An 18,733-nucleotide genomic window follows, 5' to 3' on the forward strand; every position below is an offset into this window, starting at 1 on the left:
CCGTGAATCGCAGTCCGCCGTCAGAAGGCGTAGTTGGCACCGAGGTAGAACTGCGAGCTGCTGTGCAGATCCAGCGAACCGGCCTTGCCCGCACCATGCGGTGCCATCTCGGTACTGGCATTGGTACGCAGATAACGATATCCGCCTTCGATCGACGTATTGCTGCCCAGTTCCTGCACCACACCCGCTTGCAAACCGGCTGCCAGGCCGATATCGCTGTCACGGGAGAAGCCCCGGCTCTCCTGTTCCAGCTTGACCAACCCGCCGCTCAGGCCGCCGAACAGCTTGGTGCCGTTGTCACCCAGCGGCAAGAACAGGTCGTAGCTTCCCAGCAGGTTCTGCTGGCGCAGCTTGTAACCACTGTAGCTATCGGAAAAATTCTCGTAGCTGAGGTAGTAGCGACCATCGCCCTGCTGCTGGCCAATACGCACGCCCCAGGTGCCGGTGCCATCGATCACCTTGTCGAGCTTGGGGTCGTCCAGGTTGGCATTCAGCGCATTGGACTTCTGGATGTTGTTGTCGGTCTGCCCCCAGGTCAGGCCGAGGAAATTGTCATCGGCCTTGGCAGCGGTAGCGCCCAGCGCCAGGCAAGTGGTCAGTGCGATACGGTTCAGTATGACTTTCATCGAATCGTTCCTCTCGTTGCAGTTGCGATCAACTCGCCAACGAGTCTGTGCGAAGACTACTGAATCCCTGCTGAACCCTCCTTGAACCTCTACTGAATGGGCGGTAAACAGCCTATAAACGCCGCACCAGAGCGGCCGCGATGAGGAACAGGGAGGCGAGAACGGCCAGCAACGCCAGCCAACCGGCATGCTCCCAGACATAGCCACCCAGATACCCCACCAGGCTCGATCCCAGGTAATAAGCGCAAAGATACAAGGCCGAAGCCTGTGCCTTGGCCCCCTGCGCATGGACACCGACCTGTCCGCTGGCCACCGCATGGGCGGCGAAGAACCCCAGGGTGAACAGCGCCAGCCCGGCCACGGCCGCACTCAGCCAGGGCGTCGCGCACAGCGCCACGCCCAGCAGCATCAGGGCGATGCTGCCGAGCATCACCTGGCGCGCGCCGAAGCGCGGCACCAGCCGCCCGGCCCAACCGGCGCTGAAGATACCCAGCAGATAGACCACGAACAGCAGGCCGATCACCGTCGCCGAAAGATTGAAGGGCGCGCCGGCCAGGCGAAAGCCTACGTAGTTGAACAGCGCGACAAAGCCGCCCATCAGCAGGAACGCCAGGGCGAACAACCGCCGCAGACGCGGATTGCCCAGGTGCAGGGCGAAGTTGCGCAGCAAGCCACGGGGCGACAGTGGCTGCGCGGTGAAATGCCGCGATGGCGGCAGCAACCAGACGAACAGGCCCAGCGCCAACAGGCCCAGCCCGGCGATACCGCCCAGCGCCCAGGGCCAGCCGCCGATATCACTGAGCAGACCGGCCAGCAGACGGCCGAGCAAGCCGCCCAGGGCCGTGCCACCGATGTACAGGCCCATTGCCGCGGGCAGGGACTGCGGGTCGAACTCCTCACCGACATAGGCCATGGCCAACGCCGGCAGACCGCTCAGTGCCAGCCCCAGCAGCGCGCGCAGGATCAGCAGGCTGTGCCACTGCTCCACCAGCGCGCAGGCGATCCCCAGCAACGCCGCCAGGCCCAGCGCCGCCACCATTACCGGCTTGCGCCCCCAGCTCTCGGCCAACGCACCGGAGACCAGCAGGCACAGCGCCAGGCTGAGGGTCGTCAGCGACAGTGCCAGGCTGCTGCTGGCTGCCGACACGCGAAAGTGCGCGGCCAGCAATGGCAGCAAGGGTTGAACGCAGTAGAGCATGGCGAAGGTGGCGAAACCGGCGCAGAACAGCGCCAGAGTGGCGCGCCGGTAAGCCGCGCTGCCACGAGTCAGATGGGCAGTAGACATGAACGAAAAAACTCACGAAGCATGATGCGGGTGCGCGCTGAATCGACGCCGCCTAATGAATGGAATGCGTAAGAATATTAGCACGCTATCGATAATTCCGAACGCGCCCTCATGCACCTGGCCTGATCTCCCCTCCCTTGATCCAGCTCAACGGACTTTGCCCTTACTAAGGCTAGGGTCTAGCCTGAGATAGGGAACGCACTGGAGCCAAGCGAATGGATAGCACGCCTGAGAGCCAAGCCACGAAAGGCAAGGAAACCCGCCTGTTCATCTTTCTCGTCGTCTGCCTGTTCCCCCTTCTTTCGGTCGCCTTGGTCGGCGGCTACGGATTCATCATCTGGTTCATGCAGATGCTGCTGGGGCCGCCTGGCCCACCCACCTGATCGTTCCTCACCAGACGGAGCCACGGAACATGGCCGCCCCCCTGCATATCGCCAGCCTGCTGGTACACGTACGCCCCGAACTGCTTGGCGCGGTGAAGGCCAACCTGCGCCAGCTCGACGGCGTCGAACTGCACCAGGAAAGCCCTCAGGGCAAGCTGGTGGTGGTGCTGGAGACCGAGCACGAGCGCCACATCCTCGCGCATATCGAACAGATCAACGCGTTGCCGGGCGTGCTCAATGCAGCCCTGGTTTACCACGAACTCCTCGAGCCAGAAGGAGACTCAGAATGAAGCTAACCCGCCGTGAATTCGCCAAAGCCAACGCCGCTGCCATTGCCGCAGCGGCGGCCGGCCTGCCGTTCGTCAGCACTGCCAGCAACCTGATCACCGAGGCGGACATGACCCGCCTGGACTGGAACAAGGCGCCCTGCCGCTTCTGCGGCACCGGCTGCAGCGTGATGGTGGCCACCCGCGACAACCGCGTGGTGGCCACCCATGGCGACGTCAAGGCCGAGGTCAACCGCGGCCTGAACTGCGTCAAGGGCTACTTCCTGTCGAAGATCATGTACGGGATCGACCGCCTCACCCAGCCGCTGCTGCGCATGAAGAACGGTGTGTACGACAAGCAGGGTGAATTCCAGCCGGTGGGCTGGGATCAGGCCTTCGACATCATGGCGCAGAAGATCAAGCAGGCCATCGCCGAACACGGCCCGGAGGCCGTCGGCATGTTCGGCTCCGGCCAGTGGACGGTGTGGGAAGGCTATGCCGCCAACAAGCTAATGAAGGCCGGCCTGCGCAGCAACAACATCGACCCCAACGCGCGGCACTGCATGGCCTCAGCGGTGATGGGCTTCATGCGCACCTTCGGCATGGACGAGCCGATGGGTTGCTACGACGACATCGAGGCCGCCGATGCCTTTGTGCTGTGGGGCTCGAACATGGCCGAGATGCACCCGATCCTCTGGAGCCGGGTCACCGATCGCCGCCTCAGCCATCCGAACACCAAGGTCGCCGTGCTTTCCACCTTCGAGCACCGCAGCTTCGATCTGGCCGACATCCCGCTGGTATTCAAACCGCAGACCGATCTGCTGATCCTCAACTACATCGCCAACCACATCATCGAAAGTGGCGCGGTGAACAAGGAGTTCGTCGGCAAGCACACCAAGTTCGCCCGCGGCGCTGACGACATCGGCTACGGCCTGCGCGCCGACAACCCGCTGGAAATGCAGGCCAAGAACGCGGCCAAGGCCAACACCTGGGAAGACATGTCCTTCGAGCAGTTCGCCGCCTTCGTCAAGCCCTACACCCTGGAGCGCACCGCCAAGGAAAGCGGCGTGGCGCCCGAGCGCCTCAAGGCCCTGGCCGAACTGTACGCCGACCCCAAGCGCAAGGTGGTGTCATTCTGGACCATGGGTTTCAACCAGCACACACGAGGCGTCTGGGCCAACAACCTGATCTATAACATCCACCTGCTCACCGGCAAGATCAGCGAGCCGGGCAACAGCCCCTTCTCGCTGACCGGCCAACCCTCGGCCTGCGGCACCGCACGCGAGGTGGGCACCTTCTCCCACCGCCTGCCCGCCGATCTGCTGGTGGCCAATCCCAAACACCGCGAAACCGCCGAGAAGATCTGGAAGCTGCCGCCCGGCACCATTCAGGAAAAACCGGGCTTTCATGCCGTGGAGCAGAGCCGCAAGCTCAAGGACGGCGTGCTCAAGGTCTACTGGACGCAGGTCAGCAACAACATGCAGGCCGGCCCTAATGTGATGCAGGAAGTGCTGCCGGGCTGGCGCAACCCGCAGGCTTTCGTCATCGTCTCCGACGTCTATCCCACCGTCTCGGCCCAGGCCGCCGACCTGATCCTACCCAGCGCCATGTGGGTGGAGAAGGAAGGCGCCTACGGCAACGCCGAGCGCCGCACGCAGTTCTGGCACCAGTTGGTGAAGGCGCCGGGCGAGGCCAAGTCCGACCTCTGGCAACTGGTGGAATTCTCCAAGCGCTTCACCACCGACGAGATCTGGCCCGCCGAGCTGCTGGCCAAGGCCCCGGACTACAAGGGCAAGACGCTCTACCAAGTGCTGTTCGCCAATGGCCAGGTCGACCAGTTCCCCAGCGAGCAGATCGAGGCCGGTTACGCCAACGACGAGGCCGAAGCATTCGGCTTCTACCTGCAGAAGGGGCTGTTCGAGGAATACGCTCAGTTCGGCCGCGGCCATGGCCATGACCTGGCGCCCTTCGACCGCTATCACGCCGAGCGCGGCCTGCGCTGGCCGGTGGTCGATGGCAAGGAGACGCGCTGGCGCTACCGCGAAGGGCTCGACCCCTACGTGGAAAAAGGCAGCGGTGTACAGTTCTACGGTTACCCGGACAAGCGCGCGCTGATCTTCGCCCTGCCCTACGAGCCGCCAGCCGAGGCGCCGGATGCCGACTTCCCGTTCTGGCTCAGCACCGGCCGCGTACTGGAGCACTGGCACACCGGCAGCATGACCCAGCGTGTCGAAGAACTGCACGGCGCGGTGCCTGATGCCCTGGTGTACATGCATCCGGACGACGCCAAGGCGCTCAAGGCGCGGCGCGGCAGCGAGGTCAGGGTGATCAGCCGACGCGGCGAGATCCGCGCCCGCATCGAAACCCGTGGGCGCAACAAGCCGCCACGCGGCCTGGTCTTCGTGCCCTTCTTCGACGCCAACAAGCTGATCAACAAGGTCACCCTGGACGCCACCGATCCGATCTCCAAGCAGACCGATTACAAGAAGTGTGCGGTGAAGATCGAACTGGTCAGCCTGGCCTGAGGAGAGCCGTCATGAGCCTGCGTTTCCTGCCCCTGCTACTGCTCGCCGCCTTCGGCCTGGCCATCGCCGGTGAGCTCAATTACCCACTCGACGCCCCGGCGCCGGACGGTCGCCGCCCCGGCGGCACCCTCAGTCAGACACTACCGGCACCGGTGCTGGGCAACGAAGAGAACAAAGACCTGCGCCGCGAGCGCAACTACCCGGAACAGCCACCGACCATCCCGCACAGCATTCGCGGCTACCAGGTGGACGCCAACGGCAACAAGTGCCTGACCTGTCACAGCCGGGCCGGCAGTGCCCGCAGCCAGGCGCCGATGATCAGCATTACCCATTACATGGACCGTGACGGCCAGGCCCTGGCGGCGGTTTCACCGCGGCGCTACTTCTGCACCCAGTGCCATGTCACCCAGCAGGAGGTCAAACCCCTGGTCGGCAACAGCTTCCGCAATATCGACCACCTGCTCGAAGACGAAGCAGCCGGCACGGCGAAACCCTGAGAGGCTTATGAAGAAATCGTCGCGAGCGAAGGCAGATCGCGTTTCGCCTGCGCGCAGCAAGCGGAGTGTATTGAAATACATGAGCATTGCGAGCACAGCCGAAATGCGAGATGCCGAGCGCAGTAGATTTATTCACAAGCCGTGAGGAGGCCCAATGAAGTCGTTAATTACCCTGCTCAAGGAATACTGGGGCATCCTGCGTCGCCCGAGCGTGCATTACAGCCTGGGCTTTCTCACACTCGGCGGTTTCATCGCCGGGATCATCTTCTGGGGCGGCTTCAACACCGCGCTGGAGGCCACCAACACCGAGCAATTCTGCATCTCCTGCCATGAGATGCGCGACAACGTCTATGTGGAGCTGCAGGACACCATTCACTACAGCAACCGCTCCGGGGTGCGCGCCACCTGCCCGGACTGCCATGTACCGCACCAGTGGACGGACAAGATCGCGCGCAAGATGCAGGCTTCCAAGGAGGTCTGGGGCAAGATCTTCGGCACCATCGACAGCCGCGACAAGTTCCTGGCAAAACGCCGCGAACTGGCCGAGCACGAGTGGGCCAGGCTCAAGGCCAACGACTCGCTGGAATGCCGCAACTGCCACAACTTCGACTACATGGACTTCACCAAGCAGAGCCCGCGCGCCCGACAGATGCACTCCAGTGCATTGGCCAGCGGTGAAGCCACCTGCATCGATTGTCACAAGGGCATTGCTCACCATCTGCCGGACATGAGCGGCGTGCCGGGCTGGTAGGAGCCTATTGGCCGCGCAGGCGCTGCAGATGCGTCTGCAGGCCAGCCGAGGTCTGCTCGCCCACCAGGCGCTCACGCAGCTTGCCCTGATCATCGACGATATAGGTCACCGGCAGCACATCATTGTGCGGCAAGGCGAAACGCGGCGCCGGATCCTGTGCCAGCACGGTGAACTGGATATCGAAGGCATCGGCGGCACGCTTGAGATCCTCGCCCTGCAAGCCATCGAAGTTGACCCCGATGACTTTCGCCGACTGTGTCTCGAGCGCCTTGGACAGCGCATTGAGCTGGGGAATTTCGGTGCGGCACGGCGCGCACCATTCGGCCCAATAATTGATGACCAGCCACTGGCCATCCAGACGCTCAGCCGGTACCTTCTGCCCATGCTGATCGAGGCCGAAATCCTCGCTGCAACCAACCAGCAGCAGACCGGCCAAAATCCCTACTACCGCATTGCGGAGCTGTAAGCCCATGCACTCGATCCTCGTCTACCCGGGGTTGATATGACGCTGGACACCCTGCGCCTGGAAGTACCAGAACTGCGCGAAGAGCACGGCGTCGTGCCGGCGGATCTGGTCGGACAGCTCGCCAGCGCGCGCCGGCAGGATCTGGGCAACGCACTGCAACAGCTACTGAGCCTGCTGTTCAACCTCAACCGCAGCGCGCTGACCTTACTGGAAAGACAACGTGCGCTGCAAAACTTCAGCGATGAGTTCCGCCATTACGCTGCCCTGAGCGACGCTGCCGGCCCACCCAGCGCGCTGCTCCTGCGCCTGTGCAACGAACTGGCGATCGGCTTCAAGCGCCTGTTGCTGCAGATTCTCCAGGGCCGCCAGCCGTCCCTGCCCCACCTGGCCTGGTGCCTGTACATGGCACAGCACTATCTCGCCCAGCACCTGTTGCGCAGCTACCAGCTCTACCAGCAGCCGCCAGACTCACTGTGGCGCGACAGCCACCTGCTGTACTGGATCGGCGAACACCAGCAGTGTCTGGACGAACCCATCGCCGCTGCCTTCCAGCCCCGGCCGGCCAGCAGCCTGCGCGGCCTGTACCAACAGTGCCTGCTGCTGGCGCTGAGCGACCCCTTCCAACTGGCCGAAGGTGAATGCCTGACCCTGTTCGCCGCCCTGTCGCCCTATGCCGAGCTGGCGCGCCTGCAGCCCTGGGACGAAGAAGACGACAGCGAAGGGGCGCTGCTGGATCTCAGCATCGGCAAACCCTGCCTGGGCTTCGAGCAACGTCCGCAAGGGCCGACGCAAACGCTGCGCCGCCTCGAGCTGGGTGCCCTGCTGGTCGCCCTGCAGGAACCCGCACCCCTGCAGAGCGCGCAGGAGCATGAGCTGCTCGAACGCGTGCAACCCCACTGGCTGGGGCAGCGCCAACGCCGTCACGCCCGTGCCGAACTGGACGGTCAGTGCAGCCTGGTGATCGGCCTGGCCGCCATCCATGCACACCTGCTTGAGCAACGGCCGCCGCGCACCACGGCCCATCTACTCGACGCCGGTGCCGGCGGCGCACGTCTGCTGTGCAACGCCAACGAGGGCCTGCAGATGGTGGTCGGGCAATTGGTGCTGCTGCTCACCGAAACCACGCCGACTCTGGCCCTGGTACGCTGGCGCCATGTCAATGGCGAAGGCCTGCACCTGGGCATGCGCTACCTCAAGGGTCTGCCACGGCCGGTCTGGCTGCGTCGCGCACCCAGCGCGCAGACGCACCCTGGCGTCCTGCAGAGCACGCCGGCTCCCGGCTCCGGCTGGCATCACGGCCTGTGGCTGGCGCTGGGGCAGTTCGTCGAGGGCGAGCACCTCTGGCTGCAACTGGCCAACGTGCACAACCAGGCCATCGTGCAGCTACCTGCGAGCAACCTGGCGACCACCAACGTGGCGCGTCACCCCCTGCATCTGAACTAAGCCGAGGCCCGCGGCTCGGATGGTCGCGCCAATAGCCAGTCCGCCAGGTTGCCTGCGAACAGCTCATCCTGCTGCGCCTGCAGGGTTTCCAGCGCCTGGCGCATGGCCGGGAACCAGGGCTCCTCGAGCTGTTGCGGCAACTGCTGCAGGTTCGGCAACGGCCAGGGGCTGCGCGTCAGCAGTTGCTGCAGGCTGAAATGATGCAAGTCACGACACAGCACCCAACCACCACCACTGGCACGGCAGGCCAGTTGCTCCTGCTCGAGAAAATCCATCACCTCGCTCCACTCGTCCTCGGGCATGCGCCAGCCAGCCCCTTGCAGGCCCCGATAGTGCAGCGCCTGACCATGCTGCTGGCGCGCCAGCAACAGGCGCAGGATGCCCAGCAATACCAACATGCGCGGCAAGGGGCGCCGCCGCCATTGCTTGGGCAGCGACAGGCTGCACACCAGCTCGGCGCCCAGCAGCACGATCAGCCACGACAGATAGATCCACAGCAAGAACAGCGGCACCGTGGCGAAGGCGCCATAGATCAGTTGATAACCGGGAAACAGCCGCACGTAGAGGCCGAACAGGGCCTTGGCGATCTCGAACAGCACGGCGGCGAACACCCCGCCCAGCAGGGCATGGCGCACCGGCACACGGGTGTTGGGCACGGCAGCATAGAGCAGGGTGAAGGCCGCCACGCTCGACAGCAGCGGCATGAAGCGCAGCAGGGTCTTGGCACCGAGCACCGCATCCGGGCCGGAGATCAGCGACAACGACGTGATGTAGGTGCTGATGGCGAACCCGGCACCGAGCAGAATCGGCCCGAGACTGAGGATCGCCCAGTACAGCAGGAAGCTGGACATGCCACGGCGCGGCTGGCGCACGCGCCAGATGGCGTTGAAGGTCTTCTCGATGGTCACCAACATGAGAAAGGCTGTGACCGCCAGCAACACCACGCCGATCCAGGTCAGTTGCTTGGCCTGGCCGGTGAACTCACGCAGGTACTCCTGCACCGTCTCGCCGGTGGAGGGCACGAAGTTGTGGAAGATGAAGGACTGGATCTCTTCGCCCACGCCCTGGAAGGCCGGAACCGCCGAGAGCATGGCAAAGGTCACGGTCATCATCGGCACCACGGCGAACAGGGTGGTATAGGTCAAGGCCGCCGCGCTGCTGGTGCCACGATCCTCGAAGAAGCGCTGCAACAGGCCACGCCAGAACTCCCACCAATCGCGCAGTCGATAGCGCATGCCCTCTCCTCAAAGCTGCATTGCTCGGCTCGTAGCCGCTTGGATTGTCTGGCGCCCGGCCAGGCCGATTGCCTGAACGCCGAATCTGAACAGACCGCCCAGCGCGTGAAAAGGTCGCATGGTCTCATGCAACTGCCTTCGCCCATCCATGCCGGAGGCGGTTAGAATAGCGGCCACCTGAAGACGAATACAGCTCACCATGACCGACCTGACGCTCTATCACAACCCGCGCTGCTCGAAATCCCGCGGCGCGCTGGAACTGCTCGAAGCCCGCGGCCTGCAACCGAAAGTCGTGCGTTACCTGGAAACCCCGCCGAGCGCAGCCGAACTGCGCGACCTGCTCGGCAAGCTGGGCATCAGTGCCCGCCAGCTACTGCGCAGTGGCGAGGACGAGTACAAGGCTCTGGGCCTGGCCGATACCAGCCTGAGCGACGCGCAACTGATCGAGGCCATGGTGCAGCAGCCGAAACTGATCGAACGCCCGATTCTGGTCGCCGGCGACAAGGCGGTGATCGGCCGGCCGCCGGAAAAGGTATTGGAGCTGCTGGCATGAGCACGCCCTACATTCTAGTGCTCTACTACAGCCGCCACGGTGCCACCGCCCAGATGGCCACGCAGATCGCCCGTGGCGTCGAACTGGCCGGCCTGGAAGCCCGCCTGCGCACGGTGCCGGCGGTGTCCAGCGAATGCGAAGCCGTAGCGCCAGCCGTGCCCGAGGCAGGCGCCCCCTACGTCAGCCTGGACGACCTGAAGAACTGTGCCGGCCTGGCCCTGGGCAGCCCGACCCGCTTCGGCAACATGGCCGCGCCGCTGAAGTACTTCCTCGACGGCACCAGCAACCTGTGGCTGACCGGCGAACTGGTGGGCAAGCCGGCTGGCGTGTTCACCTCCACCGCCAGCCTGCACGGCGGCCAGGAGAGCACCCTGCTGTCGATGATGCTGCCGTTGCTGCACCACGGCATGCTGCTGTGCGGCCTGCCCTACAGCGAATCGGCCCTGCTGCAGACCCAGGGCGGCGGCACGCCCTATGGGCCCAGCCACCATGCCGGCGGCGACGGCAAACGCGGCCTGGACGAACAGGAAACCGCCCTCTGCCGCGCCCTCGGCAGCCGTCTGGCGCGCCTTGCGCAGAAGCTGGAGAACTGACGTGGCCCGCGCCAAGAAACCGCTGCCCAACCTGCAATGGCTGGAACCACGCATGAAGCTGAGCCGCGCCCTGAGCCTGTTCAGCTTCGTCACTCTGGTGGCCCTGCTGCTGGTCTGGAACCTGGCCTTCGCCGACCTCCATGGCGCTCGCATCGGCGTGGTGCTGGCCATCCAGCTAATCCCCCTGGCCCTGCTGGCACCCGGCCTGATCATGGGCAGCGCTCGCGCGCATGCCTGGACCTGCTTCGTGGTCAACATCTACTTCATCCAGGGCGTGCTTGCCGCCATCGACCCGCAACGCGCCCTGTTCGGCGTACTGGAGGCGCTGATCAGCTTCAACCTGTTCTGCTGCGCCCTGCTCTACACCCGCTGGCGCTTCCAGTACGACCGCAAGCTGGCTGGAGAAGCCTGATGCGCCTGGTGCTGCTGCCAGGCATGAACGGCAGCAGCGCCCTCTTCACGCCGCTGATCGAGGCGCTTGGCGATATCGACTGCCAACCCTTGAGCCTGCCGGCTCAAGGGCCGCAGGATTACTCCAGCCTGGCCGATACGCTATTCATGCAACTGGGTACGACGCCCTTCGTGTTGTTGGGCGAGTCATTTTCCGGCCCCCTTGCCTATCAGTTGGCTTTGCGCCAGCCGACCGGGCTGCGCGGGGTGATCTTCGCCGCCTCGTTCCTGAGTTGTCCCAATCCGTCCCCGGCCCTGCTCAAGCACCTGCCCATGCCACTGACCCTGGCCACAATGCCCTGGTTGCTGCGGATACTGTGCCTGGGCAAAACGGCAGATGAGGCCATCCTGCAAAGAGTGCAAAGGGAAATTCGCCGGCTGGATCCAAGCCTGCTGCGCGCCCGACTCGCCACGCTGGCCAGCCTGCAAGCACCGGCGCAAAACCTGGATTTACCCTGCCTGCACCTCTGGCCGCAGCAGGATCGCCTGGTCGCCAACTGCGCCGCTGAGCGCCTGCCCCAGTTTTGCAGCGACATCAGCCAGATTCGCCTGGACGGCCCGCACTTCATCCTGCAGACCCGGCCACAGGCCTGTGCCAAGGCAATCGCCGAGTTCATAGAAGCAGCTAGAACAGCTTCAAGCTGCAAGCCACAAGCTGCAAGAAGGAGCGCTCGCCCCCTCTGACTTGCGGCTTGTAGATCCGTGGCCCGGATGAAATCCGGGGATGGTGGGGGAAGACTCCCGGATTGCATCCGGGCTACGCTCTAGCTTGTAGCTTGCAGCTCGCCCCTACCAGCCCAGGGTTTCCTTGAGAAAGGGGATGGTCAGCTTGCGCTGGGCCTGCAGCGAGGCCTGGTCGAGGCGTTCGAGCAGCTCGAACAGCGCGCTCATGCCGCGCTCGCCACGGGTAAGGATGAAGCGCCCGACCTCGTCGCTCATCTGCAGGCCACGGCGCGAAGCGCGCAGTTGCAGGGCGCGCAACTTGTCTTCGTCGGACAGCTCGTGCAACTGGAAGACCAGCGCCAGGGTCAGCCGCGACTTGAGGTCGGGCAACTGGATCGGCAATTCGCGCGGCGACATGGTGCCGGCCAGCAGCAGACGTCGGCCACTGTCACGCAGGCGGTTGAACAGGTGGAACAGACCCTCTTCCCAATCACTGCGCCCGGCAATCGCGTCCAGATCGTCGAGGCAGACCAGCTCGCACTGCTCCAGATTGTCGAGCAGTTCCGGGCCGTGCTGCACCACCTCACCCAGCGGCAGGTACACCACAGCCTCGCCACGCTGCTCGAAACGCAGGCAGGCCGCCTGCAGCAGGTGGCTGCGGCCGACACCTTCGGCGCCCCAGAGGTAGATCAGGCTTTCCGTCCAGCCGGCATCGGCTTCGCACAGGCGCTCGACATAACCGAGCGCAGCGGCGTTGGCACCAGGGTAGTAGTTGGCGAAGGTGGCATCGTCGCGCAGACGTACCCCCAGAGGCAGCTGGATAGGTTTCATGTAGGGGGCTCGTGGGAACCGCTGGTCTCTCCATAAAGGCCGGAAAGTTTATACAAATCATGAGCATGGCGCAGCAGCACCATGATCACCGCTGCCACCGGCAGGGCCAGCAGCACGCCGGTGAAGCCGAAGAGCTGGCCGCCGGCGAGGATGGCGAAGATCACCGCCACCGGGTGCAGGCCGATGCGATCGCCCACCAGCAACGGGGTCAGCAGCATGCCTTCGAGCATCTGCCCGATCATGAACACCGCACCGATGCCCAGCAGCGGATAGGGGTCGAGACCGAACTGGAACAGCGCCGCCACCAGCGCCGCGCCGATGCCGACGATGAAGCCCATGTACGGCACGATGCTCGCCAGGCCAGCCAGCAGACCAATCAGCAGGCCCAGCTCCAACCCTACCAGCATCAGGCCGACGGCATAGATGACGCTCAGCGCCAACATCACCAGCAACTGCCCGCGCAGGAAGGCACCGAGCACTTCGTGACATTCGCCAACCAGCTTGACCACCAGCCCTTCGCGCTGACGGGGCAGCAGACGGCGCATGCGCTCGACCAGCAGATCCCAGTCGCGCATCAGGTAGAAGCTGACCACCGGGATCAACAACAGGTTACCCAGCCAGGCCAACAGCGCCAGGCTGGAAGACGTGGCCTGCGCCAGCACCGTTCTGAGCACGTCGGTGGTCTTGCCGAGATTGTCGGAAAACACCTGCTTGAGCTGGTCGAGCTGCAGCAGATCGTGGTTCAGGCCCAGGTGCGACTGCGACCAGGGCAAGGCCGTGCCCTGCAGCCAGTCGAGCATTTGCGGCATCAGTTGATACAGGCTCACCAGTTGCCGGCCGAGCATCGGTACCAGTACCAGCAACAGGATCAGCAAGGCCAGGGCGAACAGGGCGAAGACCACCACCACACCGCCAGTGCGCGACAGGCGATGGCGCTCCAGGCGGTCTACCAGGGGGTCACCCAGATAGGCCAGCAAGATGCCCACCAGAAAGGGCGAAAGAATCGGGTGAAGCAGGTATAGCAACCAGCCGAGCAGAAACAGCCCAGCCATCCATAGCCAGCGATTGGAGTCGGTCATGCTCGCTTCCTCGGTTTGCGCAATGCCAGGTGCACGCTGCGGCCTGGTTGGCCGCAGCGTTGCAGTTTACCAACGGAAATACAGGGCGTTGGACGCTGCAGGCTGCGCTGGCGCCGGCCCACTGGCAGCCTGGGCATCGCCGGAAGCAGCAGGCGCCTCATTATTGGCTGCCGTTTCAGCATTAGGTGCAGGGGCCGGCATTTCCTGCAACTGCCCCAGGGCCAACTGCGCACGCAACTGCTCGGCACTGGCGTTGACCTGATAGGTCAGGCGCTTGCCGTCGACGGCAAGCAGGCGCGGCGCGAAGGGCTCGAGCAGGCGCTCGACGGCAGCGAAGCGGCTCAGGTCAGCGCCCTCGAGCACCAGCGTCAGGCTCTGCGCCGCCCCCGGCTTGACCACGAAACGCGGCGCCAGGCGCTGATTGACCGCCAGCATCACCGCATCGGCCAATGTTGCCTGATCGGCAGCCTCGGCACTGCCCTGCTCACGCTCATCGCCCAGCCACAGGCGCCATTGTGCCTGCCACTTGCCATCGGTCTGACGGGCGACCACCGCCAGCAGCGCATCGGCGCCATAGCGCTCGGAGGCATCGCGCAGGGCCTGCGGGTCATTGGCGGCAAAATTCTCCGCAGTGGCCACCAGTTGCTCACTGAGATCGGCCAGGGGCAGGCGCACCGGCAGGCCACGGTGCTGCGCGGCATTGCGCAACAGCCCGGCATCGGCCTGGCTCTCGCCAATTAGCTGGCTTTCCTCGTTGCTTTCGCTGAGCCACCAGGTCAGGATCAATGGGCGATTGGCACCCCACAGCGGCAGTCCGGCACCACGCAACAGACGCTCGGTGCTGGCCGGGTCGAAATCCACCAGCAGCGCATCACCCTCGTAGCCGAACTGGCTGACGATCTGTTGCGGATCCTTGCGCAGCCCGTCCAGGGCCGGATTCTGTATCGCCTGGGTATCGCCGGTCAGGCGTTGCACCAGGGTCTGCAAGGCACGCTGCATGGCCTCGTCGCGACTGCCGGATTCCTGGTCGGCAACCGGTTCACGCACCTGATAGAGGCCACTGACCGGGGCCGCCCAGGCGGGCAGGCAGAGCAACGACAGGCAAAACAGCAGCGGGCGAAGGAACGGACGCATGGTGGGCTCTCGCAGAAGGAACGACGGCGCAAGGCCGTGCAGAGGGCCTATACCTTAAACAGCCGCCAGCGGCCGGGCAACCGGCGATGCAAGGCGCGACGAAGCGCACGCGCGTGAGTGGCCGCTACCGGGCAAGCCTGATAAAATCGCGCGCCTTCGCCAGCCGGTAGGCGCGCCGGGCTCCTCAGCATGAGCCTGCGCCACGTCGGCGCTACCCGAACTCCCCATTCAAAGGCCCGGATCTATGAGCAAGCAACCCTCCATCAGCTACAAGGACGCAGGCGTCGACATCGATGCCGGTGAGGCCCTGGTCGAACGCATCAAAGGCGTGGCCAAGCGCACTGCCCGTCCGGAAGTCATGGGTGGCCTGGGTGGCTTCGGCGCCCTGTGCGAGATCCCGGCCGGTTACAAGCAGCCGGTACTGGTGTCCGGCACCGACGGCGTCGGCACCAAGCTGCGTCTGGCGCTGAACCTGAACAAGCACGACAGCATCGGCCAGGACCTGGTGGCCATGTGCGTCAACGACCTGGTGGTCTGTGGCGCCGAGCCGCTGTTCTTCCTCGATTACTACGCCACCGGCAAGCTCAACGTCGACGTGGCCGCCACCGTGGTCACCGGCATCGGCGCCGGCTGCGAACTGGCTGGCTGCTCCCTGGTCGGTGGTGAAACCGCCGAAATGCCCGGCATGTACGAAGGCGAGGACTACGACCTGGCCGGCTTCTGCGTCGGCGTGGTGGAAAAGAGCGAGATCATCGACGGTTCCAAGGTGGTCACTGGCGACGCCCTGATCGCCCTGCCCTCCTCCGGCCCGCACTCCAACGGCTACTCGCTGATCCGCAAGATCATCGAAGTCTCCGGTGCCGACATCGAGCAGGTGCAACTGGGCGGCAAGGCCCTGGCCGACCTGTTGATGGCCCCGACCCGTATCTACGTCAAGCCGCTGCTCAAGCTGATCAAGGACACTGGCGCGGTCAAGGCCATGGCCCACATCACTGGCGGCGGCCTGCTGGACAACATTCCGCGCGTGCTGCCGGAAGGCGCCCAGGCGGTGATCGACGTGGCTAGCTGGACTCGCCCAGCGGTGTTCGACTGGCTGCAGGAGCAAGGCAACGTCGACGAGCACGAGATGCACCGCGTGCTCAACTGCGGCGTCGGCATGGTCATCTGCGTGGCGCAGGATCAGGTCGAAGCAGCTCTGGCCAGCCTGCGTGCCAGTGGCGAACAACCCTGGGTCATCGGCCAGATCAACGAGGCGGCCGAAGGCGCAGCCCAGGTGCAACTGAACAACCTGAAAACCCACTGATGCCGTGCAATGTCGTCGTCCTGATCTCCGGGTCGGGCAGTAATCTGCAGGCCCTGATCGACAGCAGCACCCAGGACGACAACCCGGCACGCATCGGCGCGGTGATTTCCAACCGCGCCGACGCCTACGGCCTGCAGCGCGCGCAGCAGGCCGGCATCGCCACCGAGGTGCTCGACCACAAGCAGTACGAGGGGCGCGAAGCCTTCGATGCCGCGCTGATCGAGATCATCGACGCCCACCAGCCCGACCTGGTGGTGCTGGCCGGCTTCATGCGCATCCTCTCGCCCGGCTTCGTCAAGCACTACAGCGGGCGCCTGCTCAATATCCACCCGTCCCTGCTGCCCAGACACAAGGGCCTGCATACCCACCAGCGGGCGCTGGAGGCCGGCGACGCAGAGCATGGCTGCAGCGTGCACTTCGTCACCGAGGAACTCGATGGTGGCCCCCTGGTCGTACAGGCAGTGCTGCCGATCCTGGCAGACGACACGCCCGAGCGCCTGGCCAGCCGCGTGCACCAGCAAGAACACCGCATCTATCCGCTGGCGGTGCGCTGGTTCGCCGAAGGCCGCTTGCGTCTCGGCGCGCAAGGCGCAATGCTGGATGGCCAGCCGCTGCCCGCCAGCGGCCACCTGATTCGAACCTAGGAGACTTTATGCGTCGTGCCCTGTTGTTCGCCCTGACCCTGCTCAGCCTGCCGGCCTTGGCCGCAGAGCTGGAACCCTTCTCTGCCAGCTACACCGCCGATTGGAAGCAACTGCCGATCAGCGGCAGCGCCGAACGCAGCCTCACCAAGGTCGATGGCGAGCGCTGGAAGCTCGACTTCGAGGCGTCGATGCTGGTGGCCGGCCTGTCCGAACAGAGCACCTTCAACCTCGACAACGGCGCCCTGCTACCCCATAGCTACCGTTTCGACCGCAGCGGCCTGGGCAAGAGCAAGAAGATCGAACTGGATTTCGACTGGCAACAGAAACAGGTGATCGGCAGCGACCGTGATAACGCCGTGCGCCTGCCCCTGAACCGCGGCCTGCTGGACAAGTCCAGCTACCAGATCGCCCTGCAGCTCGACGTGGCCGACGGCAAGAAGAGCATGAGTTACCAGGTGGTCGATGGCGACGAAGTGGAGACCTACGACTTTCGCGTGCTCGGCGAGGAAGTGGTGCGTACCCGCGCCGGCCTGATCGACGCCATCAAGGTCGAGCGCGTGCGCGACCCCACCCAGAGCAGCCGCAAGACCATCCTCTGGTTCGCCAAGGACTGGGGCTACCTGCTGGTGCGCCTACACCAGGTGGAAACCGACGGCAAGGAATACCAGATCATGCTCAAGGACGGCACGGTCAACGGCAAGCCGGTCGAAGGCCGCCAGGGCTGAGACCTCTAGGTAATGAAAAAACCGGGCAAACGCCCGGTTTTTTCATGCGTTCCTTCGCCTCAATCGTGGCTAACAGCACCGATCTTGTGGATAGACAGGTCGGCGCCATTGAACTCCTCCTCCTGACCCAGGCGAATACCCAGCACCGCCTTGAGCAGGCCATAAACGGCGAAACCACCGACCAGCGCCACCAGCACCCCCAACAGCGTGCCGATCAGTTGGCTGGCCAGGCTGACGCCACCCAGACCGCCGAAACCTGGCTGAGCGAAGATGCCGCAGGCAATACCGCCCCACACGCCACACAGACCATGTAGCGGCCATACGCCGAGCACGTCGTCGATCTTCCACTTCACCTGAGTGGCCGTAAAAGCCCAGACGAACAGCGCACCGGCGATAAGCCCGGTCACCAGAGCCCCGATCGGATGCATCAGATCGGAGCCGGCGCACACCGCCACCAGCCCAGCCAGCGGGCCGTTGTGCAGAAAGCCGGGGTCATTACGCCCCACCAGCAGGGCCGCCACCGTGCCGCCAACCATCGCCATCAGCGAATTGACCGCCACCAGGCCGCTGATGTTCTCCAGGTTCTGCGCGCTCATCACGTTGAAGCCGAACCAGCCGATGATCAGGATCCACGAGCCCAGCGCCAGGAAGGGAATGTTCGAGGGCGCCATCGCCACCAGACGCCCATCACGGTAGCGGCCATTGCGCTGGCCGAGCAGCAGCACGGCGCCGAGCGCCAGCCAGCCACCCACCGCATGCACCACCACCGAGCCGGCGAAATCATGGAAGCCGGCGCCGAAGCGTGCCTCCAGCCAGGCCTGGAAGCCATGGTTGCCGTTCCAGATCAGGCCCTCGAAGAAGGGATAGACGAAGGCGACGATCAGCGCCGTGGCGCACAACTGCGGGCCAAACCTGGCACGCTCGGCGATGCCGCCGGAAATGATCGCCGGGATGGCCGCAGCGAAGGTCAATAGGAAGAAGAACTTCACCAGGCCATAGCCATGATTTTCCGTCAGCACGGCGGCCGGCTCGAAGAAGGTCACGCCGTAGGCCACCCAGTAGCCGATGAAGAAATAGGCCAGGGCCGACACGGCGAAGTCCGAAAGAATCTTCGACAGGGCATTGACCTGATTCTTCTGTCGCACCGTGCCCACTTCGAGGAAGGCAAAACCGGCGTGCATGGCCAGAACCATGATGGCGCCCAGCAGGATGAACAGCGTATTGGAACCGTGCACCAGGGTGGCAACGGCACTATTGAGGTTTTCCATCTAAGACGAGGGC

At 64.5% G+C, this 18,733-nt stretch carries 21 protein-coding genes; 13 read left to right on the forward strand and 8 right to left on the reverse strand.

Features of this window, described 5'->3' with window-relative positions; all coding sequences use genetic code 11:
• Positions 1-20: 20 nt before the first annotated feature.
• Both PVE35_RS13930 and PVE35_RS13935 read right to left on the reverse strand, forming a co-directional pair.
• A complete protein-coding gene (locus PVE35_RS13930; protein ID WP_277372146.1) occupies positions 21-626 on the reverse strand; it encodes a hypothetical protein in 606 nt (201 codons plus the stop codon).
• 112 nt (positions 627-738) lie between these two features.
• A complete protein-coding gene (locus tag PVE35_RS13935; RefSeq protein ID WP_277372147.1) occupies positions 739-1,911 on the reverse strand; it encodes an MFS transporter in 1,173 nt (390 codons plus the stop codon).
• A gap of 215 nt (positions 1,912-2,126) precedes the next feature.
• Between PVE35_RS13935 and napE the strand changes: the two genes are divergently transcribed.
• The 5 genes from napE (at position 2,127) to PVE35_RS13960 (ending at position 6,333) form a co-directional block, all read left to right on the forward strand.
• Positions 2,127-2,294: a periplasmic nitrate reductase, NapE protein gene (gene napE / locus PVE35_RS13940; protein ID WP_268183249.1), complete on the forward strand. Its 168-nt coding sequence runs from the start codon at positions 2,127-2,129 to the stop codon at positions 2,292-2,294.
• 29 nt (positions 2,295-2,323) lie between these two features.
• A complete protein-coding gene (locus PVE35_RS13945) occupies positions 2,324-2,584 on the forward strand; it encodes a chaperone NapD (RefSeq protein WP_268183247.1) in 261 nt (86 codons plus the stop codon).
• Positions 2,581-5,085 carry a nitrate reductase catalytic subunit NapA gene (gene napA / locus PVE35_RS13950; RefSeq protein WP_277372148.1) on the forward strand — a complete coding sequence of 835 codons (2,505 nt, stop codon included), beginning with the start codon at positions 2,581-2,583 and terminating at the stop codon, positions 5,083-5,085. The genes PVE35_RS13945 and napA overlap by 4 nt, the downstream gene beginning before the upstream one ends.
• Positions 5,086-5,096: 11 nt before the next feature.
• Positions 5,097-5,582, forward strand: a complete 486-nt coding sequence (locus PVE35_RS13955; RefSeq protein WP_268183243.1) for a nitrate reductase cytochrome c-type subunit — start codon at positions 5,097-5,099, stop codon at positions 5,580-5,582.
• Positions 5,583-5,736: 154 nt separating this feature from the next.
• Positions 5,737-6,333 (forward strand): cytochrome c3 family protein, encoded by a 597-nt coding sequence (locus PVE35_RS13960; protein WP_268183241.1) that lies wholly within the window; start codon positions 5,737-5,739, stop codon positions 6,331-6,333.
• A 4-nt stretch (positions 6,334-6,337) separates the two neighbouring features.
• On the opposite strand, the gene PVE35_RS13965 is transcribed toward PVE35_RS13960, so the two are convergent.
• A complete protein-coding gene (locus PVE35_RS13965) occupies positions 6,338-6,805 on the reverse strand; it encodes a TlpA disulfide reductase family protein (RefSeq protein WP_268183238.1) in 468 nt (155 codons plus the stop codon).
• 30 nt (positions 6,806-6,835) lie between these two features.
• Between PVE35_RS13965 and PVE35_RS13970 the strand changes: the two genes are divergently transcribed.
• Positions 6,836-8,242: a PilZ domain-containing protein gene (locus tag PVE35_RS13970; RefSeq protein WP_277372149.1), complete on the forward strand. Its 1,407-nt coding sequence runs from the start codon at positions 6,836-6,838 to the stop codon at positions 8,240-8,242.
• On the opposite strand, the gene PVE35_RS13975 is transcribed toward PVE35_RS13970, so the two are convergent.
• Positions 8,239-9,477 (reverse strand): virulence factor BrkB family protein, encoded by a 1,239-nt coding sequence (locus tag PVE35_RS13975; protein ID WP_277372150.1) that lies wholly within the window; start codon positions 9,475-9,477, stop codon positions 8,239-8,241. The genes PVE35_RS13970 and PVE35_RS13975 overlap by 4 nt on opposite strands.
• A gap of 199 nt (positions 9,478-9,676) precedes the next feature.
• Here PVE35_RS13975 and arsC point away from each other — a divergent pair, with 199 nt between their 5' ends.
• From arsC to PVE35_RS13995, 4 genes are read left to right on the forward strand one after another with little or no spacing between them, the layout of a single operon-like run.
• Positions 9,677-10,030 carry an arsenate reductase (glutaredoxin) gene (gene arsC / locus PVE35_RS13980; RefSeq protein ID WP_268183233.1) on the forward strand — a complete coding sequence of 118 codons (354 nt, stop codon included), beginning with the start codon at positions 9,677-9,679 and terminating at the stop codon, positions 10,028-10,030.
• The gene (gene wrbA / locus PVE35_RS13985) at positions 10,027-10,623 is read left to right on the forward strand and encodes an NAD(P)H:quinone oxidoreductase (RefSeq protein WP_268183231.1); all 597 of its coding nucleotides are present in this window, start codon (positions 10,027-10,029) and stop codon (positions 10,621-10,623) included. The genes arsC and wrbA overlap by 4 nt, the downstream gene beginning before the upstream one ends.
• 1 nt (position 10,624) lies before the next feature.
• Positions 10,625-11,035, forward strand: a complete 411-nt coding sequence (locus PVE35_RS13990; RefSeq protein WP_277372151.1) for a DUF2069 domain-containing protein — start codon at positions 10,625-10,627, stop codon at positions 11,033-11,035.
• Positions 11,035-11,757, forward strand: a complete 723-nt coding sequence (locus PVE35_RS13995; protein ID WP_277372152.1) for an alpha/beta hydrolase — start codon at positions 11,035-11,037, stop codon at positions 11,755-11,757. The genes PVE35_RS13990 and PVE35_RS13995 overlap by 1 nt, the downstream gene beginning before the upstream one ends.
• 105 nt (positions 11,758-11,862) lie before the next feature.
• Here PVE35_RS13995 and hda read toward each other — a convergent pair whose 3' ends face one another.
• The 3 genes from hda to PVE35_RS14010 all read right to left on the reverse strand — a co-directional run bounded on the left by hda (position 11,863) and on the right by PVE35_RS14010 (position 14,780).
• Positions 11,863-12,567, reverse strand: a complete 705-nt coding sequence (gene hda, locus PVE35_RS14000) for a DnaA regulatory inactivator Hda (protein WP_268183226.1) — start codon at positions 12,565-12,567, stop codon at positions 11,863-11,865.
• Entirely contained in the window at positions 12,564-13,646 is a 1,083-nt protein-coding gene (locus PVE35_RS14005; RefSeq protein WP_277372153.1) for an AI-2E family transporter, read from the reverse strand. The genes hda and PVE35_RS14005 overlap by 4 nt, the downstream gene beginning before the upstream one ends.
• A 66-nt stretch (positions 13,647-13,712) precedes the next feature.
• Positions 13,713-14,780 (reverse strand): DUF2066 domain-containing protein, encoded by a 1,068-nt coding sequence (locus PVE35_RS14010; RefSeq protein WP_277372154.1) that lies wholly within the window; start codon positions 14,778-14,780, stop codon positions 13,713-13,715.
• A 244-nt stretch (positions 14,781-15,024) separates the two neighbouring features.
• Here PVE35_RS14010 and purM point away from each other — a divergent pair, with 244 nt between their 5' ends.
• The 3 genes from purM to PVE35_RS14025 are packed head-to-tail and all read left to right on the forward strand — an operon-like array spanning position 15,025 to position 17,452.
• Positions 15,025-16,083 carry a phosphoribosylformylglycinamidine cyclo-ligase gene (gene purM, locus PVE35_RS14015; protein ID WP_268183221.1) on the forward strand — a complete coding sequence of 353 codons (1,059 nt, stop codon included), beginning with the start codon at positions 15,025-15,027 and terminating at the stop codon, positions 16,081-16,083.
• Positions 16,083-16,727: a phosphoribosylglycinamide formyltransferase gene (purN, locus tag PVE35_RS14020; protein ID WP_268183219.1), complete on the forward strand. Its 645-nt coding sequence runs from the start codon at positions 16,083-16,085 to the stop codon at positions 16,725-16,727. Before purM ends, purN begins: the two co-directional genes overlap by 1 nt.
• Before the next feature lie 8 nt (positions 16,728-16,735).
• Entirely contained in the window at positions 16,736-17,452 is a 717-nt protein-coding gene (locus PVE35_RS14025; protein WP_268183218.1) for a DUF3108 domain-containing protein, read from the forward strand.
• Between the two features lie 59 nt (positions 17,453-17,511).
• On the opposite strand, the gene PVE35_RS14030 is transcribed toward PVE35_RS14025, so the two are convergent.
• Positions 17,512-18,720: an ammonium transporter gene (locus tag PVE35_RS14030; RefSeq protein WP_277372155.1), complete on the reverse strand. Its 1,209-nt coding sequence runs from the start codon at positions 18,718-18,720 to the stop codon at positions 17,512-17,514.
• Positions 18,721-18,733 lie beyond the last annotated feature (13 nt).

Source organism: Pseudomonas sp. AA-38, assembly GCF_029457475.1.
Classification (GTDB): domain Bacteria; phylum Pseudomonadota; class Gammaproteobacteria; order Pseudomonadales; family Pseudomonadaceae; genus Aquipseudomonas.